Annotated in this window: 24 protein-coding genes and 1 pseudogene; 22 read left to right on the plus strand and 3 right to left on the minus strand. The window is 49.1% G+C overall.

Features of this window, described 5'->3' with window-relative positions:
- The first annotated feature begins 75 nt into the window (after nucleotides 1-75).
- The 13 genes from A3842_RS29840 to A3842_RS29900 all read left to right on the plus strand — a co-directional run bounded on the left by A3842_RS29840 (nucleotide 76) and on the right by A3842_RS29900 (nucleotide 12,193).
- A complete protein-coding gene (locus A3842_RS29840) occupies nucleotides 76-858 on the plus strand; it encodes a GTP cyclohydrolase II (protein ID WP_074083527.1) in 783 nt (260 codons plus the stop codon).
- Nucleotides 859-914: 56 nt separating this feature from the next.
- Nucleotides 915-1,970 (plus strand): ABC transporter ATP-binding protein, encoded by a 1,056-nt coding sequence (locus tag A3842_RS29845; RefSeq protein ID WP_074083526.1) that lies wholly within the window; start codon nucleotides 915-917, stop codon nucleotides 1,968-1,970.
- Nucleotides 1,971-2,049: 79 nt separating this feature from the next.
- On the plus strand, nucleotides 2,050-2,844 hold the full coding sequence (locus A3842_RS29850; RefSeq protein WP_074103788.1) for an ABC transporter permease: 795 nt from the start codon (nucleotides 2,050-2,052) through the stop codon (nucleotides 2,842-2,844).
- A gap of 48 nt (nucleotides 2,845-2,892) precedes the next feature.
- Entirely contained in the window at nucleotides 2,893-3,636 is a 744-nt protein-coding gene (locus tag A3842_RS29855; protein ID WP_178381901.1) for an ABC transporter permease, read from the plus strand.
- Nucleotides 3,637-3,814: 178 nt separating this feature from the next.
- Nucleotides 3,815-4,600, plus strand: coding sequence for an ROK family protein (locus tag A3842_RS29860; RefSeq protein WP_083609796.1), 786 nt, complete (start codon nucleotides 3,815-3,817; stop codon nucleotides 4,598-4,600).
- 64 nt (nucleotides 4,601-4,664) lie between these two features.
- Nucleotides 4,665-5,201, plus strand: a complete 537-nt coding sequence (locus tag A3842_RS29865) for a hypothetical protein (protein ID WP_074103731.1) — start codon at nucleotides 4,665-4,667, stop codon at nucleotides 5,199-5,201.
- Nucleotides 5,202-5,246: 45 nt separating this feature from the next.
- Nucleotides 5,247-5,585 (plus strand): DUF6054 family protein, encoded by a 339-nt coding sequence (locus tag A3842_RS29870; RefSeq protein WP_083606623.1) that lies wholly within the window; start codon nucleotides 5,247-5,249, stop codon nucleotides 5,583-5,585.
- 273 nt (nucleotides 5,586-5,858) lie between these two features.
- Complete coding sequence (locus tag A3842_RS29875) at nucleotides 5,859-6,437, plus strand: TetR/AcrR family transcriptional regulator (RefSeq protein WP_244169654.1); 579 nt, start codon at nucleotides 5,859-5,861, stop codon at nucleotides 6,435-6,437.
- Between the two features lie 69 nt (nucleotides 6,438-6,506).
- Nucleotides 6,507-7,961, plus strand: a complete 1,455-nt coding sequence (locus A3842_RS29880; RefSeq protein WP_074103789.1) for a DHA2 family efflux MFS transporter permease subunit — start codon at nucleotides 6,507-6,509, stop codon at nucleotides 7,959-7,961.
- Between the two features lie 191 nt (nucleotides 7,962-8,152).
- On the plus strand, nucleotides 8,153-8,950 hold the full coding sequence (locus A3842_RS29885; protein ID WP_218618708.1) for a M15 family metallopeptidase: 798 nt from the start codon (nucleotides 8,153-8,155) through the stop codon (nucleotides 8,948-8,950).
- A 147-nt stretch (nucleotides 8,951-9,097) separates the two neighbouring features.
- Nucleotides 9,098-9,871: a stalk domain-containing protein gene (locus A3842_RS29890; protein ID WP_074103733.1), complete on the plus strand. Its 774-nt coding sequence runs from the start codon at nucleotides 9,098-9,100 to the stop codon at nucleotides 9,869-9,871.
- Between the two features lie 173 nt (nucleotides 9,872-10,044).
- Nucleotides 10,045-10,659: a TetR/AcrR family transcriptional regulator gene (locus tag A3842_RS29895; protein WP_074083521.1), complete on the plus strand. Its 615-nt coding sequence runs from the start codon at nucleotides 10,045-10,047 to the stop codon at nucleotides 10,657-10,659.
- A gap of 34 nt (nucleotides 10,660-10,693) precedes the next feature.
- Complete coding sequence (locus tag A3842_RS29900; protein WP_074083520.1) at nucleotides 10,694-12,193, plus strand: DHA2 family efflux MFS transporter permease subunit; 1,500 nt, start codon at nucleotides 10,694-10,696, stop codon at nucleotides 12,191-12,193.
- Nucleotides 12,194-12,282: 89 nt separating this feature from the next.
- Here the strand turns inward: A3842_RS29900 and A3842_RS29905 are convergent, their stop codons facing one another.
- Entirely contained in the window at nucleotides 12,283-13,185 is a 903-nt protein-coding gene (locus tag A3842_RS29905) for a DMT family transporter (RefSeq protein ID WP_074103791.1), read from the minus strand.
- A 129-nt stretch (nucleotides 13,186-13,314) separates the two neighbouring features.
- On the opposite strand from A3842_RS29905, the gene A3842_RS29910 reads away from it, so the two are divergent.
- The 5 genes from A3842_RS29910 (at nucleotide 13,315) to A3842_RS29930 (ending at nucleotide 18,403) form a co-directional block, all read left to right on the plus strand.
- Complete coding sequence (locus A3842_RS29910) at nucleotides 13,315-14,181, plus strand: LysR family transcriptional regulator (protein ID WP_074103734.1); 867 nt, start codon at nucleotides 13,315-13,317, stop codon at nucleotides 14,179-14,181.
- 122 nt (nucleotides 14,182-14,303) lie between these two features.
- Nucleotides 14,304-15,356, plus strand: coding sequence for a LacI family DNA-binding transcriptional regulator (locus tag A3842_RS29915; protein WP_074103735.1), 1,053 nt, complete (start codon nucleotides 14,304-14,306; stop codon nucleotides 15,354-15,356).
- Nucleotides 15,353-16,513 (plus strand): Gfo/Idh/MocA family protein, encoded by a 1,161-nt coding sequence (locus A3842_RS29920; protein WP_074103736.1) that lies wholly within the window; start codon nucleotides 15,353-15,355, stop codon nucleotides 16,511-16,513. The genes A3842_RS29915 and A3842_RS29920 overlap by 4 nt, the downstream gene beginning before the upstream one ends.
- A 39-nt stretch (nucleotides 16,514-16,552) precedes the next feature.
- Nucleotides 16,553-17,281, plus strand: a complete 729-nt coding sequence (locus tag A3842_RS29925; RefSeq protein WP_074103792.1) for a ThuA domain-containing protein — start codon at nucleotides 16,553-16,555, stop codon at nucleotides 17,279-17,281.
- Between the two features lie 18 nt (nucleotides 17,282-17,299).
- On the plus strand, nucleotides 17,300-18,403 hold the full coding sequence (locus A3842_RS29930) for a Gfo/Idh/MocA family protein (protein WP_074103737.1): 1,104 nt from the start codon (nucleotides 17,300-17,302) through the stop codon (nucleotides 18,401-18,403).
- Nucleotides 18,404-18,502: 99 nt separating this feature from the next.
- Here A3842_RS29930 and A3842_RS29935 read toward each other — a convergent pair whose 3' ends face one another.
- Complete coding sequence (locus A3842_RS29935) at nucleotides 18,503-19,408, minus strand: helix-turn-helix domain-containing protein (protein ID WP_256701928.1); 906 nt, start codon at nucleotides 19,406-19,408, stop codon at nucleotides 18,503-18,505.
- 106 nt (nucleotides 19,409-19,514) lie between these two features.
- On the opposite strand from A3842_RS29935, the gene A3842_RS29940 reads away from it, so the two are divergent.
- Entirely contained in the window at nucleotides 19,515-20,402 is an 888-nt protein-coding gene (locus A3842_RS29940) for a sugar phosphate isomerase/epimerase family protein (protein ID WP_074103739.1), read from the plus strand.
- Between the two features lie 22 nt (nucleotides 20,403-20,424).
- Entirely contained in the window at nucleotides 20,425-21,489 is a 1,065-nt protein-coding gene (locus A3842_RS29945; RefSeq protein ID WP_074103740.1) for a Gfo/Idh/MocA family protein, read from the plus strand.
- Nucleotides 21,490-21,772: 283 nt separating this feature from the next.
- Here the strand turns inward: A3842_RS29945 and A3842_RS29950 are convergent, their stop codons facing one another.
- Nucleotides 21,773-21,979, minus strand: a complete 207-nt coding sequence (locus A3842_RS29950) for a DUF1657 domain-containing protein (protein ID WP_074083512.1) — start codon at nucleotides 21,977-21,979, stop codon at nucleotides 21,773-21,775.
- 173 nt (nucleotides 21,980-22,152) lie between these two features.
- Here A3842_RS29950 and A3842_RS29955 point away from each other — a divergent pair, with 173 nt between their 5' ends.
- Together A3842_RS29955 and A3842_RS32260 are read left to right on the plus strand one after the other, a co-directional pair.
- Nucleotides 22,153-23,013 carry a DUF421 domain-containing protein gene (locus tag A3842_RS29955; protein WP_074083511.1) on the plus strand — a complete coding sequence of 287 codons (861 nt, stop codon included), beginning with the start codon at nucleotides 22,153-22,155 and terminating at the stop codon, nucleotides 23,011-23,013.
- Nucleotides 23,014-24,146: 1,133 nt separating this feature from the next.
- Nucleotides 24,147-25,316: pseudogene (locus A3842_RS32260) on the plus strand (right-handed parallel beta-helix repeat-containing protein); the annotation flags it as partial.
- Nucleotides 25,317-25,378: the final 62 nt, after the last annotated feature.

The raw sequence follows: 25,378 nt of genomic DNA on the forward strand, positions 1-25,378 counted from the left end.
TAGTTACTCGACTTAAATGGTTGGAATAAAGTTGGAATATTAAAATTCACACTATATGTTTAGGATGGTGCAAATATGATTAAACCAGATATCGTATCTATATTACAAAATAAAATAAAGCGGATTACCATGGATGATTCCACTAATATACTCGTTGGTCCTATTACTCTGCCAGTGAATCTGGACGGGGAAACTGTCACATTCAAATGGTACAGCTGGTTGAAAGCCACGGACGAGGAATTGCAGGGTGGTGACAGCAAAGAAGCAACGGAACTGCTGATCTCCCGGCTGTCCTCCATGAATCTGGCTGAAGGGCAGCAGTCGAGCGTGCTGGTGTACGGAGATTTTGAGGATTCAGATGAAGCGCTGATCCGGATGCACAGCATTTGCCATACGGGTGACATCTTTGGCAGCAAACGCTGCGATTGCGGTTTCCAGCTCCGCCAGTCGATGAAGATGATAGCACAGCACGGATCAGGGGCCTTGTTCTACCTGGCTAATCATGAAGGAAGAGGGATCGGACTGTTCAGCAAGGCTATGGCATATATTCTCCAGGAAGAAGGATATGATACTGTAGAAGCCAATCTGGAGCTGGGCTTTGCCGATGATTCCAGAGACTACAGAGATGCGATCAGCGTCTTGCAGCATTTGCGCAGCAAACCGGTTACTCTGATTACGAACAATCCCAAGAAGATGGAAGCCCTCAAGGCAGCCGGGATGAACACCGGGAAGCGAATCCCATTATGGGGCGACGTATCCGTATTCAATGAGAAATACTTGCGCACGAAAGTGGCCCGTTCCGGCCATCTGGAGGCGGTACCGAACGCTGATTTTTTTGATGGACGAGTAGCCAAATAATTCAGAGATGTTATAATGGGGTACTGAACCTAATACTTAGATTAGTGAGGTACAATATGAATGCCATTCAAGTGCAGGACTTGCGCAAAACCTTCAAAGTCCAAAAAAACCGCGAGGGCCTCAAAGGGGCCTTCGCTGATTTGTTTAAACGGGAATATTCCGAGGTTACAGCTGTAAAGGATATCTCCTTCTCCATTCCTCAAGGCGAGATTTGCGGCTATATTGGCGAGAATGGTGCCGGTAAATCCACGACGATCAAGATGCTCACCGGCATTCTGGTTCCAACCTCGGGCAGTCTTTCTGTGGGAGGCTATATACCCTATGAGGAACGTGAGAAATTTGTGCGGAATATCGGTGTTGTGTTCGGACAGCGCAGCCAATTGTGGTGGGATATCGGTGTGATTGAATCCTTCCAGCTGCTCCGCAAGGTATATCGTGTACCCGAACTGGATTTTAAGAAACGGCTGGATGAGCTGGTTGAACGGCTGGAGCTGCAGGATTTGCTGAACCGTCCGGTCCGCAAACTCAGTTTGGGGCAGCGGATGCGTTGTGAGCTGGTTGCGGCACTCCTGCATAATCCGTCCATATTGTTCCTGGATGAACCTACAATTGGACTGGATATTGTGGTCAAGTCGGAAATCCGCCAGTTCTTGAAGGATATGAACCGCGAGCATGGAACAACTATCCTGCTGACCACTCATGATCTTCAGGATATTGAAGCGCTCTGTTCTCGGGTGATTATGCTGGACGATGGACGCATCATTTATGATGGGGGCCTGGAGGATCTGAAGCAACGCTGGGGTACAGGGCGTGAGGTGCAGTTCCAATTCGGGGCTCCAACTAAACTTGAGCAGCTTATGCAGTGGACAGAAGAAATGCCGGTTACCTGGACATCTGAGAATGATCTGGGTGCCAAGGTTTGGATTCCGCTGGAGCTGAACGTTTCGGATGTACTAGGACGAGTTGTGGGTCAAGCAGACATTACCGACATCAAAATCATTGAGACCAATACGGATGATATCGTCCGCAGCATTTATCAATCAGGTTCGGCCGAGAAACCGGAAGAGAAGATTCTTGCGCTTAAGGATGAGAAAGAGGTCATCCATGTCTGATCAGCTTAAAGCCGCTGCAGCCAATTCATCATCTGGAGGTTCTTCCGCAGACGGACCTAAGGAAACAGGATGGAGGCTGCTGCTGGGTGCTTATTTCGATTTCATCCGCATCCGGTTTTTGACTATGCTCGCTTACCGTATTAATTATTATTCCGGTATTCTAATCTATACGCTGAATATAGGTGTGAACTATTTTACCTGGAAGGCAATTTATGGGAACGGGGAATCCTTGGGCGGGTTTACAGGTGCCCAGATGACGACGTATGTTGCGGTTTCCTGGATGGCTAGGGCGTTTTATTTTAACAACCTGGACCGGGAGATTTCCACAGATATCAGGGACGGAAGCATCGCAATCCAGTTCATCCGGCCGTATAACTACGTGCTGGTCAAGATGATGCAGGGTCTTGGCGAAGGCATGTTCCGCTTTATGATGCTGATGATCCCGGGTATGGTGATTGCTATTCTGCTGTTTCCGGTGCATTTACCGACAGAACCTTCAGCTTGGGCCGGATTTCTGGTCATGCTCTTTTTCAGCTTCCTGATCAGTTCACAGATCAATATTATAACGGGCTTATCGGCGTTCTTCGTCGAGAATAATGAGGGTATGATGCGGATGAAGCGTGTCGTGGTCGACCTTTTTTCCGGCTTGATCGTTCCGATCACCCTGTTTCCGGACTGGTTATCTTCCATCCTTAAAGTTCTGCCCTTTCAAGCCATCACTTACCTGCCGGGTTCCGTATTTACGGGACGGGTGCACGGGGTGGGCATTTGGAATGTGCTGGGTATCCAGGTCATCTGGTTCGTAGTACTGCTGATTCCAATTGTCTGGCTATATCACGCGTCGCGTCAGCGGCTGTTCGTGCAGGGGGGGTGAGTGAAGTTGTATTACTTGGACTTATTAGTGGAATATATCAAAAACTATATGAAGACACGTCTGACTTACCGCGCCGATTTCTGGGTGGAAGTGGTGTCTGATCTGCTGTTTCAAGCGACCAACTTTATCTTCATTCTGGTCATCTTCATGCATACCAATAGTCTGGGTGGTTGGAGCCAGAATGAAGTGGTGTTCGTATACGGCTTCTTTATGGTGCCTTTTGGCGTCTTCAGCTGCTTTGTGAATATGTGGGGTTTCAGCGAGCGCTATATCGTCAAAGGTGAAATGGACCGTATTCTGACCCGTCCGGCGCATAACTTGTTCCAGATTTTCCTGGAGAATGTGGACCCTCCGGCATTGGTGGGGTCTTTTATCGGATTGATCATTATGGGGATCAGTGGCAGTAATCTCGGTCTGCCCTTTGAATGGTGGACCCTACCCATGATTATTGTGCTTACGCTTAGTGCGGTTGCCATCTATACCGGGATATATACGACCTTAACCTCATTGTCGTTTTATTCCGATGCTCCAACCGGCATTCTGCCGCTGATGTACAATATCCAGACCTATGGCCGTTATCCGGTTACGATCTACAATCGCGCGATTCAGGTGCTGCTTACTTGGATTATTCCGTTTGCTTTTGTCGGAGTGTACCCGGCGGCACTGTTTCTGCACCGTGAGGAGATGCAGGGTATGGCACTGCTTACTCCGGTGGTGGGTGCGGTATTCCTGGGGATTGGGCTTTTATCCTGGAATTACGGTGTCAAAAAGTATAAGGGAGCCGGGTCATAGGTCAAGCTTCCTTCCAATAGAGTTTAGGACAGACTGGTGTTCATTGCCGGTCTGTTTTTTCTTTGTCCTCTAAAGCTTCCGCCAGAAGTTCCAAAAGTAATATAAGATGTTATATAAATCGCTTTTCACTTGTACTGCGTTTCTTCATAATGAACACAGAGATATGGATTCTTGAGGAGTGGGGATTCCAGGGCTGCTTGATCCTGAAGAGGGTTTGTCCCTATTTTCTCCCAACTTTCCGGGCTGGGAACACGTACATATTGTGAATGAAATGAAGCCGTTTTACGATTTCCCAGTGTTTATTGATAATGATGTCAGGATGAATCTGTATGGGGAATGGCAGTATGGAGCAGCAAGGGGATACAGGAACATCATCCTGCTGACTCTGGGAACGGGACTCGGTTCAGGAATTGTTAGCGACGGTAAGGTTGTGTACGGCACGACATTCAGTGCAGGGGAAATCGGCCATATGAACATGTTCAGGCAAGGCCGTCCCTGCCGTTGCGGGAGCTCTGGTTGCCTCGGCAGATACGTATCGGCAGTCGGTATGGTGAATACGTTCAAAGAGAAGCTGGCGGAAGGAAGAACAAGTATCATCCAAACCTGGACAGGTGGAGACAATGAACGGATAACCGCGCTTATGATTTCAGATGCCTATGATCTGGAGGATGCTTTGGCGGTGGAGGTCATGCATGAGACCGGGGTTTTACTTGGTTTTGGACTATCTAACGTAATAAATCTGCTGAATCCGGAAGCGGTCATTATTGGAGGCGGGATGTCTGCGGCCGGGGAACGCCTGCTGCGCAGTGTCCGTGAGACGGTAAAGGAGCACGCCCTGAAGCTGTCCGGCAGCAAGTGCAGCATTGTTCAGGCTGAGCTGGGAAGCCGTGCGGGCACGCTTGGCGCTGCGGCATATGCTTACCGCAGGCTGAAGGGAATAGAGTCGGCTATAGGAAGCCCTTGAATGATGTATCTGCTGCTGTAGCATGCTATGCTATAGATAGAATACGATAAGCAGGAGGCCAAAGATGAAAAGAGAGATACAGAACGTGCCTTTTGGCTATGAGCCACCGGCTGCGGAGCGCAAGGGAACCCTGGTGTTTTATGATTCGTTTGAGCATGTTTCGGATCAGGAGCTGGAGCAGGCTGCCCGCACCGCAACAGAACGCAAGTTCACCAAGCTGGTGTTATACCCGCTGCATGAAGAAACCGTAAGACGGATGAGCAAGGAGCCCGTGAAGGCTTTTTACAAACGGGAAGACCGTCTGCACGAATGGAAAAGAGAGCAAGGCCGCTCGTTCGTTACCGTTGAGAGTCTTGAAGGCAAGCGGAAGAAGTATACGCCGCTCGACTCAGCGCTGCGGCACATCAGCGAAGTGTATCCTTCGCCTTATTTTCTCTATATGACTCCTGAAACGGCTAATCAATTTGCTTCGTATTCCTCTTTTGAGGAGTGGATTGTGAAGCTGAGGCTGATTCTGTCAGCGGCTCCCGATTATGTTCATCCGCGTCTGGAAAAGTTCCGGCATCGCTGGGATATTACCGGAGAAGAAAAGAAGGAGTAAGAGCGCTGGATCCAATTCATCGGATCACTGAAGGAGGCGGTTTTCTTGTCGGACGTTTACAGCTTTAATGTAAGTCTGCAGCCTGTGGAAGCACTCATTATGGTGAAGGAGGGCATGCCCGCAGGTTCAGAGCTGCTACATGAAGAGTATAACGAGGTGGGGAATGGTTATTCGATTGGAACGCTGGTATATGAGCGTTATTTCTTCCGTTCGGGCAATCAGGCCGCGCTGATCGTTATCTCCGATAATCTCCATGGAGTGACGAATATACGGCTCATCGCGGCAGGAGCTTCGAAAGGCATAATCATGAAGATGGATTGGGGGGCAGGCAAAAGCTTTGCCTCCTCCGTAGAGAAGGTATTATCTGCTTATATTCTGGAATGAATCTGGGTTAATCCCGTTTATTGAACGTTTCCTTGTTCACGTCTGTAGGTGTACATTCTCCATTGGATGAAGCAATGCGTAGAATGCCCTCCAATACAGTACTCTTACTCACTCAAATCACACCTATCGCATTGGAATATTTATATTATAATTGAACTACTTTTGTGCACAGCAATGAAAAGAAGGAAAAATAAAATTTTAATAATTAATGTTGACACATCACTTGAATTTATGGTTTTATTATGTAGACCGATTGTTATAAAAATAAAGGAAGTGTCCCGCTTGTCAAACAAGCCTAATGCGCGTGAAGCGATTGTGGATACCGCTTCAAGACTATTTTTCACACAAGGCTATCATGCTACGGGGTTAAATCAGATTATCAAGGACAGCGACTCGCCCAAGGGATCTCTTTACTATTATTTCCCCCACGGTAAAGAGGAACTGGCCTTAACCTGTATCAACAAAACGAGTGAGATCGTTGTAAGACAGCTGAGACAGTATGTGGAGAAGGAAATAACTGTTATTGAGGCGGTTCAGGAATTCCTTCATCAGATGGTCAGTGACGCTGAAGAGTCTGATTTTAAAGGAATGGTACCCTTCAGTTTCTGGGTAGCTGTAGAAACCTCCTGTATTAGCGAGGAGCTTAGAACAGCATGTCAGACTGTATTCATGGATTGGCAGGATGTCATACTGCAGCGTTTACTTGAAGAGGGAACTGATACTCAGCTTGCAGCCGATAAGGCTTCAGTGGTGGTCTCGTTGTTTGAGGGAGCGCTGCTGCAGACTTTGACCTGCCGGAGTACAGGGCCGCTTCTCGCCGCCTCCAGGTTGGTTCCCGTATTGCTGGGTTAGGCAAGTAGAAATAGAACAAATAGAGAGAAAATTATGTATGATCAGGAGGATCACAGAGTGGAAGCTACCATGACTGGAAAGAAACAAACCGAAGAAACAAAATTCAGGGTTTTACCGATTCTGATCTCCTTGCTGCTTGCCGGATTTATCGGCATGTTCAGCGAGACTGCGCTCAATGTGGCGTTAAGTGATCTCATGAAAGTACTTGAGATTACACCGACGACGGCACAGTGGCTGACTACAGCGTATCTGCTGACACTGGGTATTCTTGTACCGATATCCGGGTTGCTGCTGCAATGGTTCTCAACAAGACAATTATTCGTTGCTGCATTATGCTTTTCGATTCTGGGGACCTTTCTGGCCGCGATGTCACCGAATTTCGAGTTTCTGCTTACGGCCCGTGTAGTTCAGGCGATGGGGACCGCATTGCTCCTGCCATTGATGTTCAACACCATCCTGGTCATTATCCCCGCTGAAAAAAGAGGGGCTGCAATGGGACTCATAGGTCTTGTTATCATGGTCGCTCCAGCGATCGGGCCTACGATTGCCGGGCTGCTGATTGAGAGCCTGAGCTGGCACTGGATCTTCTGGCTGTCACTGCCGTTTCTTGTGATTGCACTGATCTGCGGAATACTGTTTATGCAGAACGTTACCAAGGTTACCAAGCCAAAGATTGATGTGCTGTCCATTGTGCTTTCTTCTCTGGGGTTTGGCGGAATCGTATTTGGATTCAGCAGCGCCGGTGAAGCCGAAGGCTGGGGAAGTCCAAAAGTAATTATTGCTATAGCAGTTGGTGTCGCGTCACTTGTTCTGTTTGTGATCCGCCAAATCACGATGAAGCAGCCTATGATCAATCTCCGGGCGTTCAAGTTCCCGATGTTTGTGGTTGGCGTACTGATGGTCTTCATCTGCATGATGGTCATCCTGTCCTCCATGCTGATTCTTCCGATGTACCTCCAGCAGGGACAAGGATACTCGGCCTTCAAAGCTGGCTTGCTGCTTCTTCCCGGTGGAATTATCAACGGTCTGATGTCACCGATCATGGGAAGGCTGTTCGACAAATACGGACCGAAATGGCTGGTTATTCCTGGCCTGGTTATTGTAGCGGTATCGCTGTGGTTCTTCTCCAGTATCACAGCTACTTCTACCGTGGTGTTCGTCATCGTACTGCATAGCGCACTAATGGTAGGCGTATCGATGATCTTCATGCCTGCCCAGACCAATGGCATCAATCAGTTGCCTATGGAACTGTACCCAGATGGTACTGCCATCATGAATACTTTGCAGCAGGTAGCCGGAGCCATTGGTACTGCACTGGCGGTCAGTATCATGACAGCAGGGACGAAGAGCTATATGGAATCTGCAAGCAATCCTGCCGATCCGGCCAATGTGCTGCCGGCCTTTACCCAAGGCGTTCAGAATGCCTTTGTGTTTGGAATGGCCATGGCCATTATCGGTCTGGTGATTGCATTCTTCCTCAAGCGTGTCATTGTACAGCATAAAGCACAGGTTTCAATGCATTAATACACTAAGTGTATAGGAATCATTGTTAAAAGACACATCCGTCAAACGGGTGTGTCATTTTTGCATTCATAGAAAATACTGGACACAGTAAAGCGGGATAAATATAATTTTTAGTAATAAGATGGATATTTAGTCGGCTATTGAAACCGGAACTGATTTAGGCAAAGCAATCGAAGAAAGGGATGTGGGATATGAGAGCCACCCAGGAAATGCTCAGACGCAGTACGAAGGCCCTTATTCTTCCCCTTACGCTCACAGCCATCTTGAGTGCTGTGCTCATACTTCAAAAAAACCCTGTTGCCGCTACGGTTACGGAGGAACCGGAACAGAAGGTAGGCGCTTCTGTATCCCAACAGATTAAAGTTCTGAAAAAAAACAATCTGCCTGAAGGATTCGTGTACCTGGATGAGATGATCCCTGCTGCGCAATATGAAATACGCTATTTCAGTGAGAACAATTTTACGGGATCACGTGTTGACGGATACAAGGCGCCGCTGGCGATTTTTTCACAAGTGGGGGCTAAAGCATTAAAGGCTGTCAGTGACGACCTGGCCCGCAAGGGGTATATCTTAAGAATATATGATGCCTACCGTCCACAAAAAGCAGTGGATGATTTTGTTTCATGGTCAAAGGATGCAGCTGACATCAAGATGAAGGAGCAGTATTATCCTAAATTGGACAAGCGCAACCTGTTTAAGCTGGGCTTTATCGCCAAAAAGTCAGGCCATACCAGAGGCGGAACGATTGATTTGACACTGGCATATGCCAAAACGGGCGTTCTGGTGGATATGGGCAGCCCGTATGATTTTTTTGGCGAGATTTCTTATTACAATACTTCGCTCATCAGCAAGACACAGCATACCAACCGTAAAATCCTGAAGGATGCTATGACTAAACACGGGTTCAAGCCTTACAGCAAAGAGTGGTGGCATTTCACTCTGATCAAGGAGCCTTTTCCATCCAAGTACTTCAACTTTGATGTAGAGTAACCCGGTGAGAACACAATAAAAAAGTTTTATACTGTCACTGAATTCGGAAGGGTTATAAAATCAAACCGTTTGGGTAATGTTTAATGTAAGGTCTATTCCTGCAGCTTGCAAACGTAGTCAATCTAATACAGGAGAGGTGGAATCGATGTGAAGACCAAAATCGCAGCCGTAACCCTCAGTATTCTGTTATTTGCAGGCGGGTTAGGGTTATTCGTGCCCCAGCGCGCACAAGCCGCAGACCCGATTAAGGTCATTCTGAACGGACAGTTACTACAACTGGAGGAGTCAAATGCATACAAGAGCGGATCAGCCATTATGATTCCACTCCGGGAAACAGCTGAAGTTCTCAAATATCAAACGACGTATAAAGGCAGCACCGGACAAGTCCAGTTAACGCGCGTCAAAGAAACCGTTGACTTCAAGCTAAGCGGCGATGAGGTCATACTTAACGGCAAAGACAAGGTCCCTTTTCAAGAACGTATTGAGGTCAGACAGAAACGGATCTATGTCCCGTTGTCCTTTTTTAATGCAATCGGGCTTATTGCGGCTTATGACGACAACTCTGGACAAGCCGAAATATATGCACCAGAGGTTGCTGCAGGAGCGGTAACCGGACTATTGGCTGCAGGCAAATATCAGGAGCTTCAGGAACGTTACCTGAGCAGTACGGCTGCACAACAGGCATTCTTACCGGCGATCCAGCAAAGCTGGGAAGCGGTTGCGGTTTCATCCGGCAATTATTTTGGAATAAAAACAACGGATAGCCGCCGGGCTGATGGGGTGATGACCATCCAGAGCGTACTCCTCTTCTCGAAGTCCGAAGCCATATTAACTTTAACAGTGGACACAAAAGGAAAGATTACCGGGCTGACTTTGGCACCACTGGCTGCGAATGAGGCTGCAACTCTTCCAGTTAAGTAACTCGAATATGAATAAGAAGGCGATCTGATCCTATGTCAAAGGATGATCGCCTTTTTTTTATTTCAAGAAGCTATTGACAGGAGAGCCTTTAGGGAGTAAATTTAGTTCTTGTTAAACAGTGTTTAAAACAATGATCGGATAAGGGGATAGGGAAGGAGCATACAGCCAAAGCTATGACTAGAAACAACAACATTGCAGAACCTTCAGATAAGGATACGAAACAGACGATTCTTCAGGCAACTGTGGATTTGATCCGTGGTGAAGGATTCAGTTGTGCCACCATGCGCAATATAGCCGCCAAAGCAGAGACGAATCTGGCCCTTGTCAACTATCATTACGGCTCCAAGGAGAAACTTCTGGCAGATGCGGTTCGAATGCTGCTCTCTACCTTTGATGACGCCTTTAAAGTGCTGGAGGACGACACGTTGCCCCCAAGAGAGCGCCTCAAGTTATTTTTTGCCCGATATATTGATGAACTTAAACGCTATCCTGGAATGGCCAGACAAATGCTTGATCAGAGGCACCACATTATGGGTTCACTGGATGAATACTCTCGTTATTGCAAAATGATGCGCCTGGAAAAGATCTTGCAGGCTATTCAGGAAATCACCGGTGAAGAGGACAAAAATAAGCTGATGTTGATGCAGCTTCAGATATACGGAGCAGTAGTTTTTCCAATAATTATGGTTTCCAGCCTGCCCGAGAACAAAGCGGATTTCATGCCGGTCTTTAATCCTCCGCCCATAGAGGAGCAGATCGACGCGTTATTCGACCGTTATTTTCATTAAACCTATCCAACTAGAGAAATGAGTGGAGAAAAGAATGTCAAATACAATGAATGCGAAAGGTGCTCCTGCGGAGCAGCCCTTCTCACTGAAAGCCATACTGCCGCCGCTGCTGGCCATAATCGTAGGGATGATAATGGTTATCCTCGATGGTACAGTAGTCAATGTAGCGGTGCCTAAGCTGGTAGAATATTTCAATACAGACCTCAAAACCGTACAATGGGCAATTACGGGATATACACTTGCCTTGGCGGCTGTAATCCCGCTTGCCGGGTATATGACGGACCGTTTCGGGTCGAAGCAGGTATTTGTGTCAACGGTCGCCATGTTCGTACTGGGCTCCATGTTGTGCTCCATCGCACAGACTTCAGAGCAGTTGGTGCTCTTCCGGGTCATTCAAGGCTTGGGTGGCGGGATGGTTGCTCCAATTGGAATGGCGATGGTCTTCAGACTGGCTCCGCCTGAACGGAGGGGCTCGATCATGGGGCTCCTGGGCATTCCGATGCTGCTGGCTCCTGCGCTTGGTCCGATATTGTCCGGTTGGCTGGTGGAATATGTGAGCTGGCACTGGATCTTCCTGATCAATTTGCCAATCGGAATTGTAGGGATTATTCTTGGCATTAAATATTTGCCCAAAACAGAAAAGAAGGGTAGAGCCCATCTCGACATTCTGGGAATTATTCTGGCTCCAATAGCCTTCTCTATGCTGGCTTATGGTGTGAACCAAGGCGGCGGCGAAAGCTGGTCCTCAACCGGTGCCATTCTAGGTTTGAGCGTGGGTGGAGTAGCGCTCGTACTGTTTATCATCGTAGAATTGCTTCATAAGCATCCATTGCTTGAGCTGCGTGTATTCCGGTCATCTGACTTTACGCGGGGGATTATTCTCAGCTGGGTGACACAGGCTGCATTATTCGGCTCCATGCTGTTCGTGCCATTGTATCTGCAGCAGATCCGGAATTATACTCCACTGGAAACCGGTTTGATCCTGCTGCCGCAGGCACTTGCTTCCGGAATCGGAATGCCGCTGGGCGGACGCCTGTTTGACAAAATTGGTGCACGTCCACTGGTATTTGTCGGTCTGAGTATTATTTCAACCGCACTCTTCATGCTGTCGGGTGTGACAGTGGATACCGGGCTGCCGTTTATTATGTCTACCCTGGCGATGATGGGGCTTGGCATGGGTCTCTCGATGATGCCAGTCAACACACATGTGCTGAACTCGGCACCGCGTGAATGGGTGAACCGGGTAACGCCGCTTACCGCCGCTGCCCAGCAGGTTGTGGTATCCTTTGCCGTTGCCGGTATGACCGGTTACCTGACCAGTCAAATTGCAGTTCATATGGGGAAAATGGCCGCAGGCACTAACCCGCTGGCCACCATGGTTCTCGGATTCAATGATGTGTTCTTCTTCTCCGCCTGCATCGCTGTGGCAGGTGTGGTGATCAGCCTGATTCTCCGCAAACCAAAGGTAGCTGCGACTCCGGCCTCACCGGATGCTGAAGCTGCTGCTGATCCAGCAATGATGATGGGACACTAAACGTATATGATCGAAATTCGTTAGTGGGTAGTATCAAAAGCCGCTGCAGCTTTTCGCTGAGCGGCTTTTTGCTGTTAATTTAGATTGTTCTATAAATTGACCCGCCGTTTCTTATGCAGCTTGTAGGTGACAGGAGCAAAGTGTGCTTTGCTGAGGAGCTCGGAGGCTATGATTCCCAGAAGCACCAGAGCCGCACCGGTGTAACCCTGCATCGACAGCTGCTCGCCGGCAAACCAATAACCGAACAGGGCAGCGAAAACTGGCTCCATAGAGAAGATCAATCCGGTACGGGTAGGTGTTGTGTATTTTTGGGCCACGGGTTGCAGGATAAAGCCGCAGGCGCTGCAGAAAATGCCAAGTGCCAGGATTGCGATCCACCCGGGCAGTGAAGAGGGCAAAGCCGGTGTCTCGAACAAGAACGACAAAACCAGCGCAATGCCTCCGGCGAAACCGAGTTGAAGAATGCCGATAGATAGACTGTCGCAGACTTTAACCGCTTTGGATGTTACCAGTATCTGTACGGCATAGAATACAGCGGACAGAATGCATAACAGATCACCCGGCTGCATGTGCAGGGAAGAATTCAAGGTGAGAAGCCCGATACCGGTTATGGCCAGAACCGCTCCGATAACTTGAGGGGGGGCGACTTTTTTTCGAAATACGAGCACATCGATCATCGGCACAAAAATAACAGTCAACGCCACTAGAAATCCGGCATTCGAGGTGGTCGTAGTCTTCAAGCCAAAGGTGATGCAGGTGAATACACCCAGCAGTAAAAATCCGAGCAATGCTCCATATTTCAGGGTCCGTACATCTACAGTTCTAAGGCGTTTGTGAAACAGGGTGGCTGCCAGGATAAAGGCAAGTCCGAAGCGCAATGCAATCAGATTGAATTCCCCGAGCGAACCTAGCCCCATCTTCATGAACATATAGGACGAGCCCCAGAACATGGTTACTATAAAGAGCATTAACTCAGCCTTCAGCGGCTTCATTCTGTCATCATCCTTCATCATTTCAAGTGGCGAACTCCTATAGTATAATATGGTGAAATACATAAGTTAACTGAATGTTTATCATAGAATACATGAGTATTACTAATGTAAATCCGGAGGTGGCGAGCATTGAGCATTAGTAAGTATGAAGTATTCCTCAAAGTCGTGGAGCTGGGCAGTCTGACCCGGGCCGCAGAGGTGATGGGCTTCACCCAATCAGGCATCAGTCATACGATCTCCAGCCTGGAGACGGAATTTGGCTTCACTCTGCTGGTCAGGAACCGTTCAGGAGTCAAACTAACGATCAACGGCGAACAGGTGATTCAGCCGATCCGTGAAATGATGAAATGGAACGAGCAACTGAAGCAGCAGGTTGCCGACATCCACGGGCTGGAGACTGGAACAATCACCATTGGTACCTTCACCAGCGTTTCTGTACACTGGCTGCCGGGAATGATCAAGCAATTCCGCAAGGAGTATCCCTATATTGAGTTTAAGCTCATGGAAGGCGGTTATCTGGAAATTGAGCAGTGGATTGAAGCCGGAGTGGTCGATTGCGGTTTTTTGTCGCTTCCTACCCGGGAAAAATTCGAGGTTATTCCGCTCAAGCAGGACCGTATGCTGGCTGTCCTCTCCAAGGAGCATCCCCTAAGCCGGGCGCCGTATATGCCGCTTGCGCAGATCGCACATGAGGATTTCATCATCCCGAAGGCGGGTTCGGATTACGATGTCAGACGGGTGCTCGATAAGGCGGCTATTAAGCCGAATATCAAATTCTCGGCCGGAGATGATTATGCCATAATTGCCATGGTGGAAAACGGACTAGGAATCAGCATTCTGCCAGAACTGGTCATTCAGCGCCAAAACCATAACGTGGCCATGCTGGAGCTTGAAGAGCGAAGCTTCCGTTCGCTAGGGATCGCCGTTCATTCGCTGAAATATGCTTCTCCGGCGACCAAGCGGTTTTTGAAGCATGTTCAGTCCTGGTTAGAATAAGATATTGGATGGTGTTATCTGAGTTTATGGAATCTTATCGAATTACGGTTTTGGTGATTGACGCCAGCCGTTCTTCATGAGAAAATGTACGCGTGTACATTCGACAAAAGGCTATAGAAAGGATGATTGCTATCGCAAGCCGCAAAGAGGTTGCCGAGCTTGCCGGGGTTTCAGAAGCAACGGTCTCCCGTGTACTGAACAATGTCGGTCCGCTCAAAGAAAAGACCAAGGAGCGTGTGATTGCCGCCGCACGGGAGCTTGGTTACACCCCAAGCTCGCTTGCCCGCAGCTTTGCCCGCAAGCGCAGCGGAAATCTGGGTGTCGTCATGCCTTACCTGCCCAAAGCCCGGTTGTTCTCCGCGTACTATTTCTCTGAAATTCTAAGCGGAATTGGAAGCCGGGCAAGAGAAGAGGGCTATGATCTGCTGATGATCTTCCGGGAAGCCGATGAGCCGCTGGATTATTGCGGGCTCTTCCGGATGCGCAAGGTAGATGCGTGTATAGTGCTGGGGGCCAAAGAGGAGGCTGGAGAGCTTGAAGCACTGCGGCAGCTGAAGAAGGACGGGCATCCTTACTGCCTGATTAACCAGCATTATGAAGGGGAATCGTTCCATGAGGTGGATGCCGACCACGTCGAAGGCTGCCAGCTGGCGGTGAAGCATCTGCTTAGTCAAGGCTTCACCCGTATAGCCTTTCTGAATGGTCCGCAGGCTTATTCCAACAGCCGTGACCGGCTGGAAGGGTATATGCAGGCGCTTCAGGAAGAGGGGATTCCTGCAGATGCTTCGCTCATGTTCGAAGGGAATTTCAGCCGCAGAAGCGGAATGGCAGCCGCGCAGGCCATATTGCCTCAACTGAAGCATATCGAGGCGGTGGTGGTAGCCAATGACCGGATGGCCATTGGACTTCAGCAAGGCCTTCGTGAGCTGGGGGTCAACATGGACCGGATGCCTGCGATTGTCGGTTATGACGATTCGGATGCCGCAGAGCTTACAACTCCGGCACTCAGCAGCGTTCGGGTACCCTTTTATCAACTGGGGGAAATCGCTGCGGCTAAGGTCCTGGAGCTTCTGGAGAACGGGGGAGTGAATTCCGGGAATGAGATGATCCGCGTGAAGCTTCCTGCCAAGCTTGTGGTTCGTGCTTCATCATTAAGAACAGGGGGGATTCAATGAAACAGCTTCGCATTGGAATGATTGGATACAAGTTCATGGGCAAGGCTCATAGCAATGCTTACCGCAGTCTGCCGATGTTCTTCCCGAAGGCGCTGAAGCCGGAGATGTCTGTGTTATGCGGACGGAATGCCGATGCACTGAAGGAAGCCGCTGACCAGCTGGGCTGGCAGGAGACTGTTACGGATTGGAGAGAACTGGTAGGCCGTGACGATATCGATTGGATCGATATTAACGCCCCCAGTGATGCTCATAAAGAGATTGCACTGGCTGCCGTGAAAGCAGGCAAGCATGTCTTTTGCGAGAAGCCTCTGGCCTTGACTCTTGCGGATTCCCGCGAAATGCTGAAGGCGGCAGAGGATGCCGGGGTTATGCATATGGTGGGTTTCAACTACCGGTTCTCGCCGGCGGTGCGGCTGGCCAAACGGCTGGTAGAGAGCGGACGGCTGGGCCAAATCTATCATTTCCGTGCCTGGTTTCTGCAGGACTGGATTCTGGACCCCGAGTTTCCGCTGGTATGGAGGCTGCAGAAGGAGATTGCCGGTTCCGGTTCACATGGCGATCTCGGAGCGCATCTGATTGATCTTGCTCATTATTTGGTAGGTGACCTGAAAGAGGTTATCGGGATGAGTGAGACCTTCATCAAGGAACGCCCTTTGGCTGCCGAAATGACGGGTCTTAGTGCAAAAGCAAGTGCCGGCGGCCCTAGAGGTCCTGTAACTGTAGATGATGCCACACTGTTTCTGGCGCGTTTTGCAAACGGTGCCATGGGCAGTTTTGAGGCCACACGTTTTGCTGCGGGTCACCGTTCGACCAATTCTTTTGAAATTAACGGCAGTCTCGGGAGTGTGAAGTTTGATTTCGAACGGATGAACGAGCTGGAAGTATATCTGACCTCTGACGATGAGGATGTGCAAGGTTTCCGGCGGGTTCTCGCCACCGATCCGGCTCATGATTATGCTGAGGCCTGGTGGCCGCCGGGTCATACAATAGGTTTTGAGCATACCTTCATTCATGAAATCCTGGAGTTGTCATCCGCAGCAGCTGAAGGCCGTCAGCCCGTGCCGAATTTTCACGATGGGGTGAAATGCCAGGCGGTGCTGGAAGCTGTGGAACGTTCGGTGCAGGAGCGGCGCTGGGTAGAGTTATCCGAGATGTAATGATTCTATGACTATGATGTAGGAGAAGGAGTGACAATGATGAAGAAAGCATTAATCGTATGGGGCGGCTGGGATGGACATGAGCCGGAGCAGGTCGCCGGAATATTTGCGGAGATTTTGCGTGAAGCTCAGTTCGAGGTAGAGGTAGCAAATACGCTGGAAGCATTCGCTGATAAGGAGAAGCTGCTGGGGCTGGATTTGATCGTACCGGTCTGGACCATGGGAGAAATTGCGCAGGAGCTGGTCAATAATGTATCGGCTGCTGTACAGAATGGGACTGGACTTGCGGGCTGCCATGGCGGCATGTGCGACTCTTTCCGGACCAATGTAGACTGGCAGTTCATGACGGGAGGGCAATGGGTTGCCCATCCGGGCAATGACGGCGTCCAGTATACCGTTGAGATCTGCCAAGGCTCCAATCCGCTGACAGCAGGTATTAAGGATTTCGAAGTCACCTCCGAGCAGTATTACCTGCATATTGATCCGGCGGTGGAGGTGCTGGCGACAACAAGATTTCCGGTTGTGCAAGGGCCTCACGCAACGAACAAAGCCGTAGATATGCCTGTAGTCTGGACCAAGCGCTGGGGACATGGACGGGTCTATTACAATTCGCTCGGGCACCATGCTGATATTGTAGAGCTTCTCCCGGTAAAAGAATTGATGCGCCGGGGACTCCTGTGGGCAGCAGAGGGCAAGACCGAAGCAGCAGCGAATCTGGAGCAAACGGCAGGTGCCGGATACAGTGGCATGGCGGACAGCCAATTCTAGTGTAGGAGCGATTAAGACATGGATAAAGTAAAGGTTGGCATTATCGGCTGCGGCAAAATCAGCGGCATCTATATGGAGAATTGTCAGAAGTTCGAGATTCTGGATCTTGCTGCTTGTGCGGATATGGACCCGGACAGAGCAGCAGAGCAGGCAGCTAAATATGGAATTCCCCTCGTCTATACTGTTGAGCAGCTGCTGGAAGACCCTGAGATTGAAATCGTAATTAATTTAACTATCCCTGCTGCTCATGCTGCAATTACCTTGCGTGCGCTGGAGGCCGGTAAGCATGTCTATGCCGAGAAGCCGCTCACGGTTACCAGAGAGGAAGGGCTTAGGGTGCTGGAAGTGGCAAAAGCTAAAGGGCTGCTGGTTGGCAGCGCTCCGGAAACCTTCCTCGGTGCCGGAATTCAGACGGCGCTTAAGCTGATTGAGGATGGAGTGATTGGCCGCCCGGTTGCGGCGACAGCGTTCATGTTAGGCAGGGGGCATGAGCATTGGCATCCCGACCCGGAATTCTATTATGCTGCGGGTGGTGGCCCTATGTTCGATATGGGGCCGTATTATTTAACTGCACTCGTGCAGCTCCTGGGGCCTATCCGCACAGTAGCCGGAATGACTGGGAAAGCACTGGAGGAACGTATCATCACAAGCGAGAAGAAGGCGGGACAAAAGATTCCTGTTGACATCCCGACGCATGTCGCCGGAACACTGCAATTCAGCAGAGGTGCGATCGCTACGATGATCACCAGCTTTGATGTGTTTGGCGGCAGCGATTTGCCGCCGATTGAGATCTACGGCACGGAAGGAACCCTTCAGGTGCCGGATCCGAACACATTCGGGGGCATCGTCAGATACCGTAAGACAGGTGAAAATGAATGGCGTGAGCAGCCGCTCCTGCCGGGCTACGACCAGAATACCCGGGGGATCGGTCCGGCGGATATGGCTTATGCTATCCGCAGCGGACGCCCGCACCGGGCCAGTGGAGAGTTGGCTTACCATGTGCTGGAAGCGATGTGGGCTTTTCACGACTCCTCCGATTCGCAGCGGTTCTATGAAATGGAGAGCACCTGTGTTCGTCCGGCACCCCTGCCTCAGGGCCTTGAACCCTATACCCTTGATTAATTTCGATAGCCTTCTTTCAGCACCGTTCACAGATTATGAACGGTGCTTTTTTCTACAGACTGATCCGTAAAAACATGACAGCTGTGGACTCAGCAATCCCTATTTTCTCGCAGCTGAGGGGGTAAGCCCCTTGTACTGCTTGTAAAGTTTTGTGAAGTAATTGGGATTATCACAGCCGACTTTTCCGGAAATTTCCGTTACCGTGTAGTCCGTTTCCAGCAGGAGCCGTTCGGCCTCATTCACCCGGCAGAGGTTTACATATTCGACAAAGGTGCGTCCGGTCAGTTTTTTGAAGGTTTTGCAGAAATGGTACGGATTGAGATTCACGAATCTGGCAGCATACTCAATCGATATTTTCTCGTCATAATGCAGTTCCAGATATTCCAGCAGCGGCTTGAAGCGTTCCTGGTTAATGGATTGGCGTTCACTGTGATACCTGCCTAACATCTGCCGGGGCGGGAAAGTCCGTGAGAGCAGGGTGAAGAACAGATGCAGCTGGTTTTTGACAACCAATTGAAATGCAGGCCCCTTCTCCTGAACCTCTTGAATAATGGAGGCCAGCAAGGGGTAATAGGTGCCGCACACCGGGTTCTGTTCTACAGGTTTGACCGGGAAATGATACAAATTATTCAAATAGGGGGCCACAAATAACTCATGCTGCGAATCCTGGTTCCGGTCTTTGAATAAAGAACTATGGAACACTATGGACACGTATTCGATATCCCCTCTGCTCAAACTGTAGCCGACATGAAGACCGCCGGAAGGCACGAGGATCACATCACCCGGTCCGGCTTCATAAGGCTTACTGTCAATATGGAAGATTGCTCTGCCTTGCTGCATCACAATAATCTCGAAATGCTCATGCCAATGCAGAAAAAGAATGTTCTGCTCTGCCTTGGCATCCCGGCATTGATTAAAAAACACGCGGAACGGGTAGATCTTTTCTTCAAGCTGAGGATATTCCTTCAATTCCTTCGGATAAGTCACAGCCACGTCAACTCCCACAATATTCAGCTATTTTCGCACAAGATAAGAAGAGAATTCGCTACAGATGCGCTATATACTTGGGTTGCTGAACTTACTATAAACCAATATTGGAGTGGTATACAAGATGCAGGAAGACATTAGAATCGGAACACTTGTCGGGGCAACGGATGCAGTCCGTGTGATTCCCCAAATCGTTAAGCATGGTTTTGAATCCTTCAGCCTGACATTCTGGCAGACTACAGGAGAAACGGATTTGGTGGAGACGGCGGCACGGGTGCGTGAACTGGCTGCTGAACATCATTTTATGATTTCCTCGGTGGGCATCTTCGGGAATCCGCTGACGGGAACCGGCGACAATGCTGACACCCTGGCGAGCTGGGAACGTCTGATTGACCATGCCCATTTATTCGGTACGGATATGGTCTCCGGATTCACAGGCAGACTGACCGGGTTGCCGATTGATGAATCAATTCCGAAATTCACAGAAGTATTCGGAGAACTCTCGAAGCGGGCTGCTGACAAAGGGGTCCGAATTGCTTTTGAGAATTGCTCCATGGACGGAAACTGGCAGACGGGAGACTGGAATATCGCCCACAACCCAACAGCCTGGGAAAAAATGTTCAACGCCGTTCCTGCAGATAATCTCGGTCTGGAATGGGAACCGTGCCATCAGATGGTCGCGCTAATTGATCCGATTCCGCAGCTGCGCAAATGGACTGATAAAATCTTTCACGTGCATGGCAAGGATGCAACGATTGCCTGGGATATCATCAAAGAATACGGGATTCATGGCCCCAAGCCTTATGTATGGCACCGGACTCCTGGTTTTGGAGATACGAATTGGACGGATGTAATCACCATTCTGCGGCAGGCCGGTTACAAGGGCACCATTGACATCGAGGGGTGGCATGATCCCGTGTATCGCGATGAGCTGGAAATGACCGGTCAGGTCCATGCACTCCAATATTTGAAGCATTGCCGCGGGGGTAGCTTTATCCCAAATCCGGTCTAATGCAGAAAGCGGGGAAGCTTCTATGACAGCGACATATCGCATAGCCGTTGCCGGCTGTGGAGGAATGGCCAATGAGTGGATCAGTTATGCTATGAGGCGCACAGATGTCCGAATTGTTGCACTAGTGGATATCCGGCTGGAAGCTGCGGCGGCGATGTCGGACAAATATGGTTTGGACTGTCCTGTATTTACGGATATTGGACAGGCGATTGAAGATACTGGGGCAAACCTGGTGTTTGATATAACCATACCGTCCAGCCATTATGGGGTTGCCAGCACAGCACTCACACGTCAATGTGATGTATTCAGCGAAAAACCGCTGGCTGGGACCATGCAACAATGCAACGCCATTGTTTCTTTAGCGGAACGCACCGGCCGGAGTCATGCCGTCATGCAGAACCGGCGGTATGATCTGCGTATACGTTCCCTGCGCCAGCTGATAGTGGATGGGGAAATTGGACGGATAGGCTATATCGGAGCGAGCTTTTTCCTGGCACCGCATTTTGGCGGATTCCGGGATGTGATGGAGAGTCCGCTGCTGCTTGATATGGCGATTCACACCTTCGACCAGGCGCGGTTTATCAGTGGTGCTGATCCAGTAAGTGTATATTGTCAGGAGTTCAACCCGGTAGGGTCCTGGTACGCGGGAAATGCCTCAGCAGTATGTATTTTTGAAATGTCGGATGGTTCTGTCTTCTGTTATCAAGGTTCTTGGTGTGCAGAAGGCGCTCCAACTTCCTGGGAAGCCTCATGGCGGATACAGGGAGACCTTGGAACTGCGGTCTGGGATGGCGAAGGGATGCCCTATGCCGAAAAGGTAGCAGACGGTGTTGCGGACGGTAAATTCATTCGTGATTATGAACGGGTGGAGGGAGTAGCTGTAGAGATGAAGGATACCTTCCATCACGGATGTCTCGAGGAGATGTTCCAGGCTCTGGCAGAACAGCGTCCAGCAGAAACCGATTGCCGTGACAACCGCAAAAGTATGGCGATGGTGTTCGGTGCACTGGAGAGTGCGCGGACGGGGAGAAAGGTGGAGATCGCCGGTTTTTTATCCAGTGATGAAGAACACCTCCAGCATAAATAGGGTGACAATACTTAGCGGGTACGGATGTATCAAATGCGCTTTGGACAGGAAGCTATTCCTCGCCAAAGCGTTTTTTACTTTTAAAGTAAAGTCATATAAATCCATGTTTTGTTGACATCATTCTATTCAGTTGTATTTGTTAAATGCATACAATAAATAGGAGGTCATGGTAATACCAGTTTCTGGTTGTACTTCCATTTTACCAAAACTAAGGGGGAATCCCTAGCAGCCATCTGGCTTTTGGGACTCCCCCTTCTGCAAAGTTCTGTAGAATTAAATTAAATTAAAAACCTTTATACTGCGGTTCCTCGTTCTCCAGCTCAGTCACCCGGGATTCTACCTGATTTACGATCTGCTGGGTTTGCTGAGCTGCATTGGTGAACAGGGTCTTCGCTTCCTTATTCTGCGTTTCCATGGCAAACTGCTCCAGGCTGGCCTGGGCACTCTTCAAGGAAGATACACAGGTTTTAACTTGTGAGGCTACTGTCATTTCTTTTCCCTCCTTCGAATGGTGGTGCGTATTACCGCGACATAGTATCTGCTGGGTTCTGATATTGTATTCCTGTTCGTAGGACCAGAAAATATTTCATGGTTATTCCCGCACCTTATGACAAATAATGAAGAGCAATGACAAGAATACAGGTTAACAGGGAGGCAACAAAAATGCCGGAATGGCTTGAGGTTATATGGCGTACTGCTTTTGCTGTGGTTGTGCTTTTCTTTTTAACGAAGCTGCTTGGTAAAAGACAGGTTTCACAGCTCTCGTTCTTCGAATATATTACGGGCATTACCGTTGGGAGTATTGCTGCCTATATTTCCTTGGACACCGACAAGACCTGGCATTTGGGGATTATTGCTCTAATTGTTTGGGTCGCCTTCTCACTGGGGATTGAGTTCGTGCAAATGAAGAGCAAGAAAGCCAGAGACTTTATTGATTTCAAGTCGACCGTGCTGATTAAGGACGGGAAAATTCTTGAGGACAATATGAAAAAAGAACGTCTGACGACCGACGAATTATTGGAGGAGCTAAGGAAAAAGGATGTATTCAAGGTTGCCGATGTGGAGTTCGCCATTATGGAGTCGGACGGGGCGATTAATGTTCTGCTTACACGGGAGAACCAACCGTTAACACCTAAGCATTTAGGTGTAAAGGTTGCACCGGAGCAAGAGACCCAAGCCGTTATTATGGATGGCAAGATCATGGATGAGCCGCTGGACGCCTTGGGATTGACGCGCGGGTGGCTGCAAGGAGCGCTGGAAAAGCTGAACCTGACAGCGGAAAATGTGTTTCTGGGACAGGTCGATTCGTATGGTGAACTTACCGTGGACTTGTACACAGATAATGTTGAGGTTCCACAGACGCAGGAAAAACCTCAGCTCTACGCACTGCTAAAGAAATGTGAAGCGGATCTTGAGCTGTTCAGCCTGTCTACCCAAAATGAACAGGCGAAGAAGATGTATGGACAGTGCTCCGAGCAACTGCAGACTCTTTTACAGAAGCTGAAGCCATTTGTCCAAAGCTGAGCTTAGAAGGATAGGCAGTATGTGGAAAGACCCGCAAAAACATTTTTTTGTTTTTGCGGGTCTTTTCTCCATTAGCTATGCAAAATCCAAATGGAATACAGGAAATCTAATGAAAATCCCGGCAATTCACATATTTGTAATAATAAACCCAAAAAACATCTATACAATTACAAATATTTACTTATAGTGAAGATTAGGTTGATTGCTGCAAAAAAAATAATTTTGCAGCAAACTGCATATCATCAATCAAGGGGGAGTGCGATGGTCACTATAAGCTGTAGTTTGTATGGGACAGCAATAAGAATACGATAATGCAATAGCTGCAACTAGTTCTAAAAAAATAAAACACTCTGGAGGTAAATGTTAACGTGAAAATAAAAAAGAGATTTGCTTTCACCGCATGGATTGGTCTTTCTGCTGTACTTGCTTTTGGCGGTTTGCAGTGGGGTATTCCTTCAGTACAGGCAGCAAGCATCTTCAGTGATGATTTTGAGTCCGGCAGCACCGGGAATTGGAACCCTACGACAGGCACATGGTCTGTGGTCCAGGATGGCAGCTCTCATGTATATTTTCAATCCGGCAGTTCCGAAGGACGTACCTCCGCAGGCAGCAGCTCGTGGAGCGATTATAGCGTTCAGGCTGACATAAAGGTCGATAATTTCAACGGCAGTAACCGGACTTATGTATGCGGTCGCTATGCGGACGGGAATAACTATTATGCCGCTTCGATCTCCAACTCGAATGGCGGTACACTCGAAATTCGCAAAAAGTCCGGTGGTGCAAGTACTACGCTCGCAATGAAAACCGGTTATGCCATTACCGCAGGAACTGTATATACGGTTAAACTTGAACTAAGCGGAGATTCGATTAACATGTATGTGAATGATGCTCTGCAGTTAAATGCACACGATAACATTTTATCATCAGGAGGTATCGGATTAGTAGCATATAAGACCTCTGCCAAGTTCGATAATGTCATTGTAAGCGATGTCACATCAACGCCTACCGCTACACCCGCCGCAACAAATACTGCTGCACCAACCACTAATCCGACAGTAGCACCTACTCCAACGGCAACGGCAACGGCAACGCCAGCGCCAACAACTACGGTAACACCAACTTCGCCTCCGCTTTCAGGTACGCTTTATGTTGCACCTAACGGTTCGGCAAGTAATCCGGGAACCATTGGAAGCCCGACCACTCTGGGATCAGCGCTGACCAAAGTCGCTGCAGGCGGCACAATCTACTTGCGGGGCGGTACGTATTCCTTTGCATCACCAGTTACGATTGAACGGGACAACAGCGGTACTTCCAGCTCTCGCAAAATTATTGCGGCTTACGGAAGTGAAAAGCCGGTACTCGATTTCTCCGGTGAAAGCTTTGCTTCCACGGAGCGCGGACTGCAAATCTTTGGCCACTATTGGTCTGTAAAAGGACTTGAAGTCAAAGGAGCCGGAGATAACGGGATCTTCATCGGGGGGAACTATAACATCATTGAGAATGTCGAGACTCACCATAACCGGGATTCCGGACTGCAGATCAGCCGCTATGCTTCTACAGCTTCCAGTATGAGCGACTGGCCAAGTTACAACCAAATTATCGGCGTCTATTCTCATGACAATTTCGACCCTGACAACGGGGAGGATGCGGACGGTTTTGCCGCCAAGCTGACCATCGGACCCGGCAATGTATTCGATAAATGTATTTCGGCATGGAATACAGATGATGGATGGGATTTGTATGCCAAATCAGAGACAGGTCCTATTGGTGTTGTAACAATCAAGAACAGTGTCGCCTACAAGAATGGCCAAACATCAGATGGCAATACGACCACCAACAGTGATGGTAACGGCTTCAAGCTGGGTGGAGATAAAATTGCGGTGAATCATATTGTAATGAACAGTGTAGCCTTCCAGAACAAAAAACACGGCTTTACTTATAACAGCAATCCAGGTTCGATTCAATTAACGAATAACACCTCATGGAATAATGGGGAGAGCAACTTTGCTTTTGATTCGGGCACCCATGTATTTACGAATAACTTAAGCTTTGCCGGAACCTCTAGTGACAAAACAAGCGGCACCGATGTTTCCAGCACCAATGTATGGTGGAAGAGCAACGCCAGCACCAATGCCAAGGGCCTCGTCGCCAGCAGCGCTGACTTTATGAGTCTCACTCCTTCGGTAATCCGGAACTCCGACGGCTCCTTCAGCCTTGGTAATTTCCTGAAGCTTGCCACCGGCAGCGATCTGATGGGTTCCGGCACTCCAAGCGGCACCAATATTGGTGCCACCAATCAATAGTAAAAGCGGTATACTTGAATAGATTGGTAATTATTATCTTTTCTATTTGGGAGGCGGCTGCA

Source organism: Paenibacillus sp. P3E, from assembly GCF_001909045.1.
Lineage (GTDB): Bacteria > Bacillota > Bacilli > Paenibacillales > Paenibacillaceae > Paenibacillus_AQ > Paenibacillus_AQ helianthi.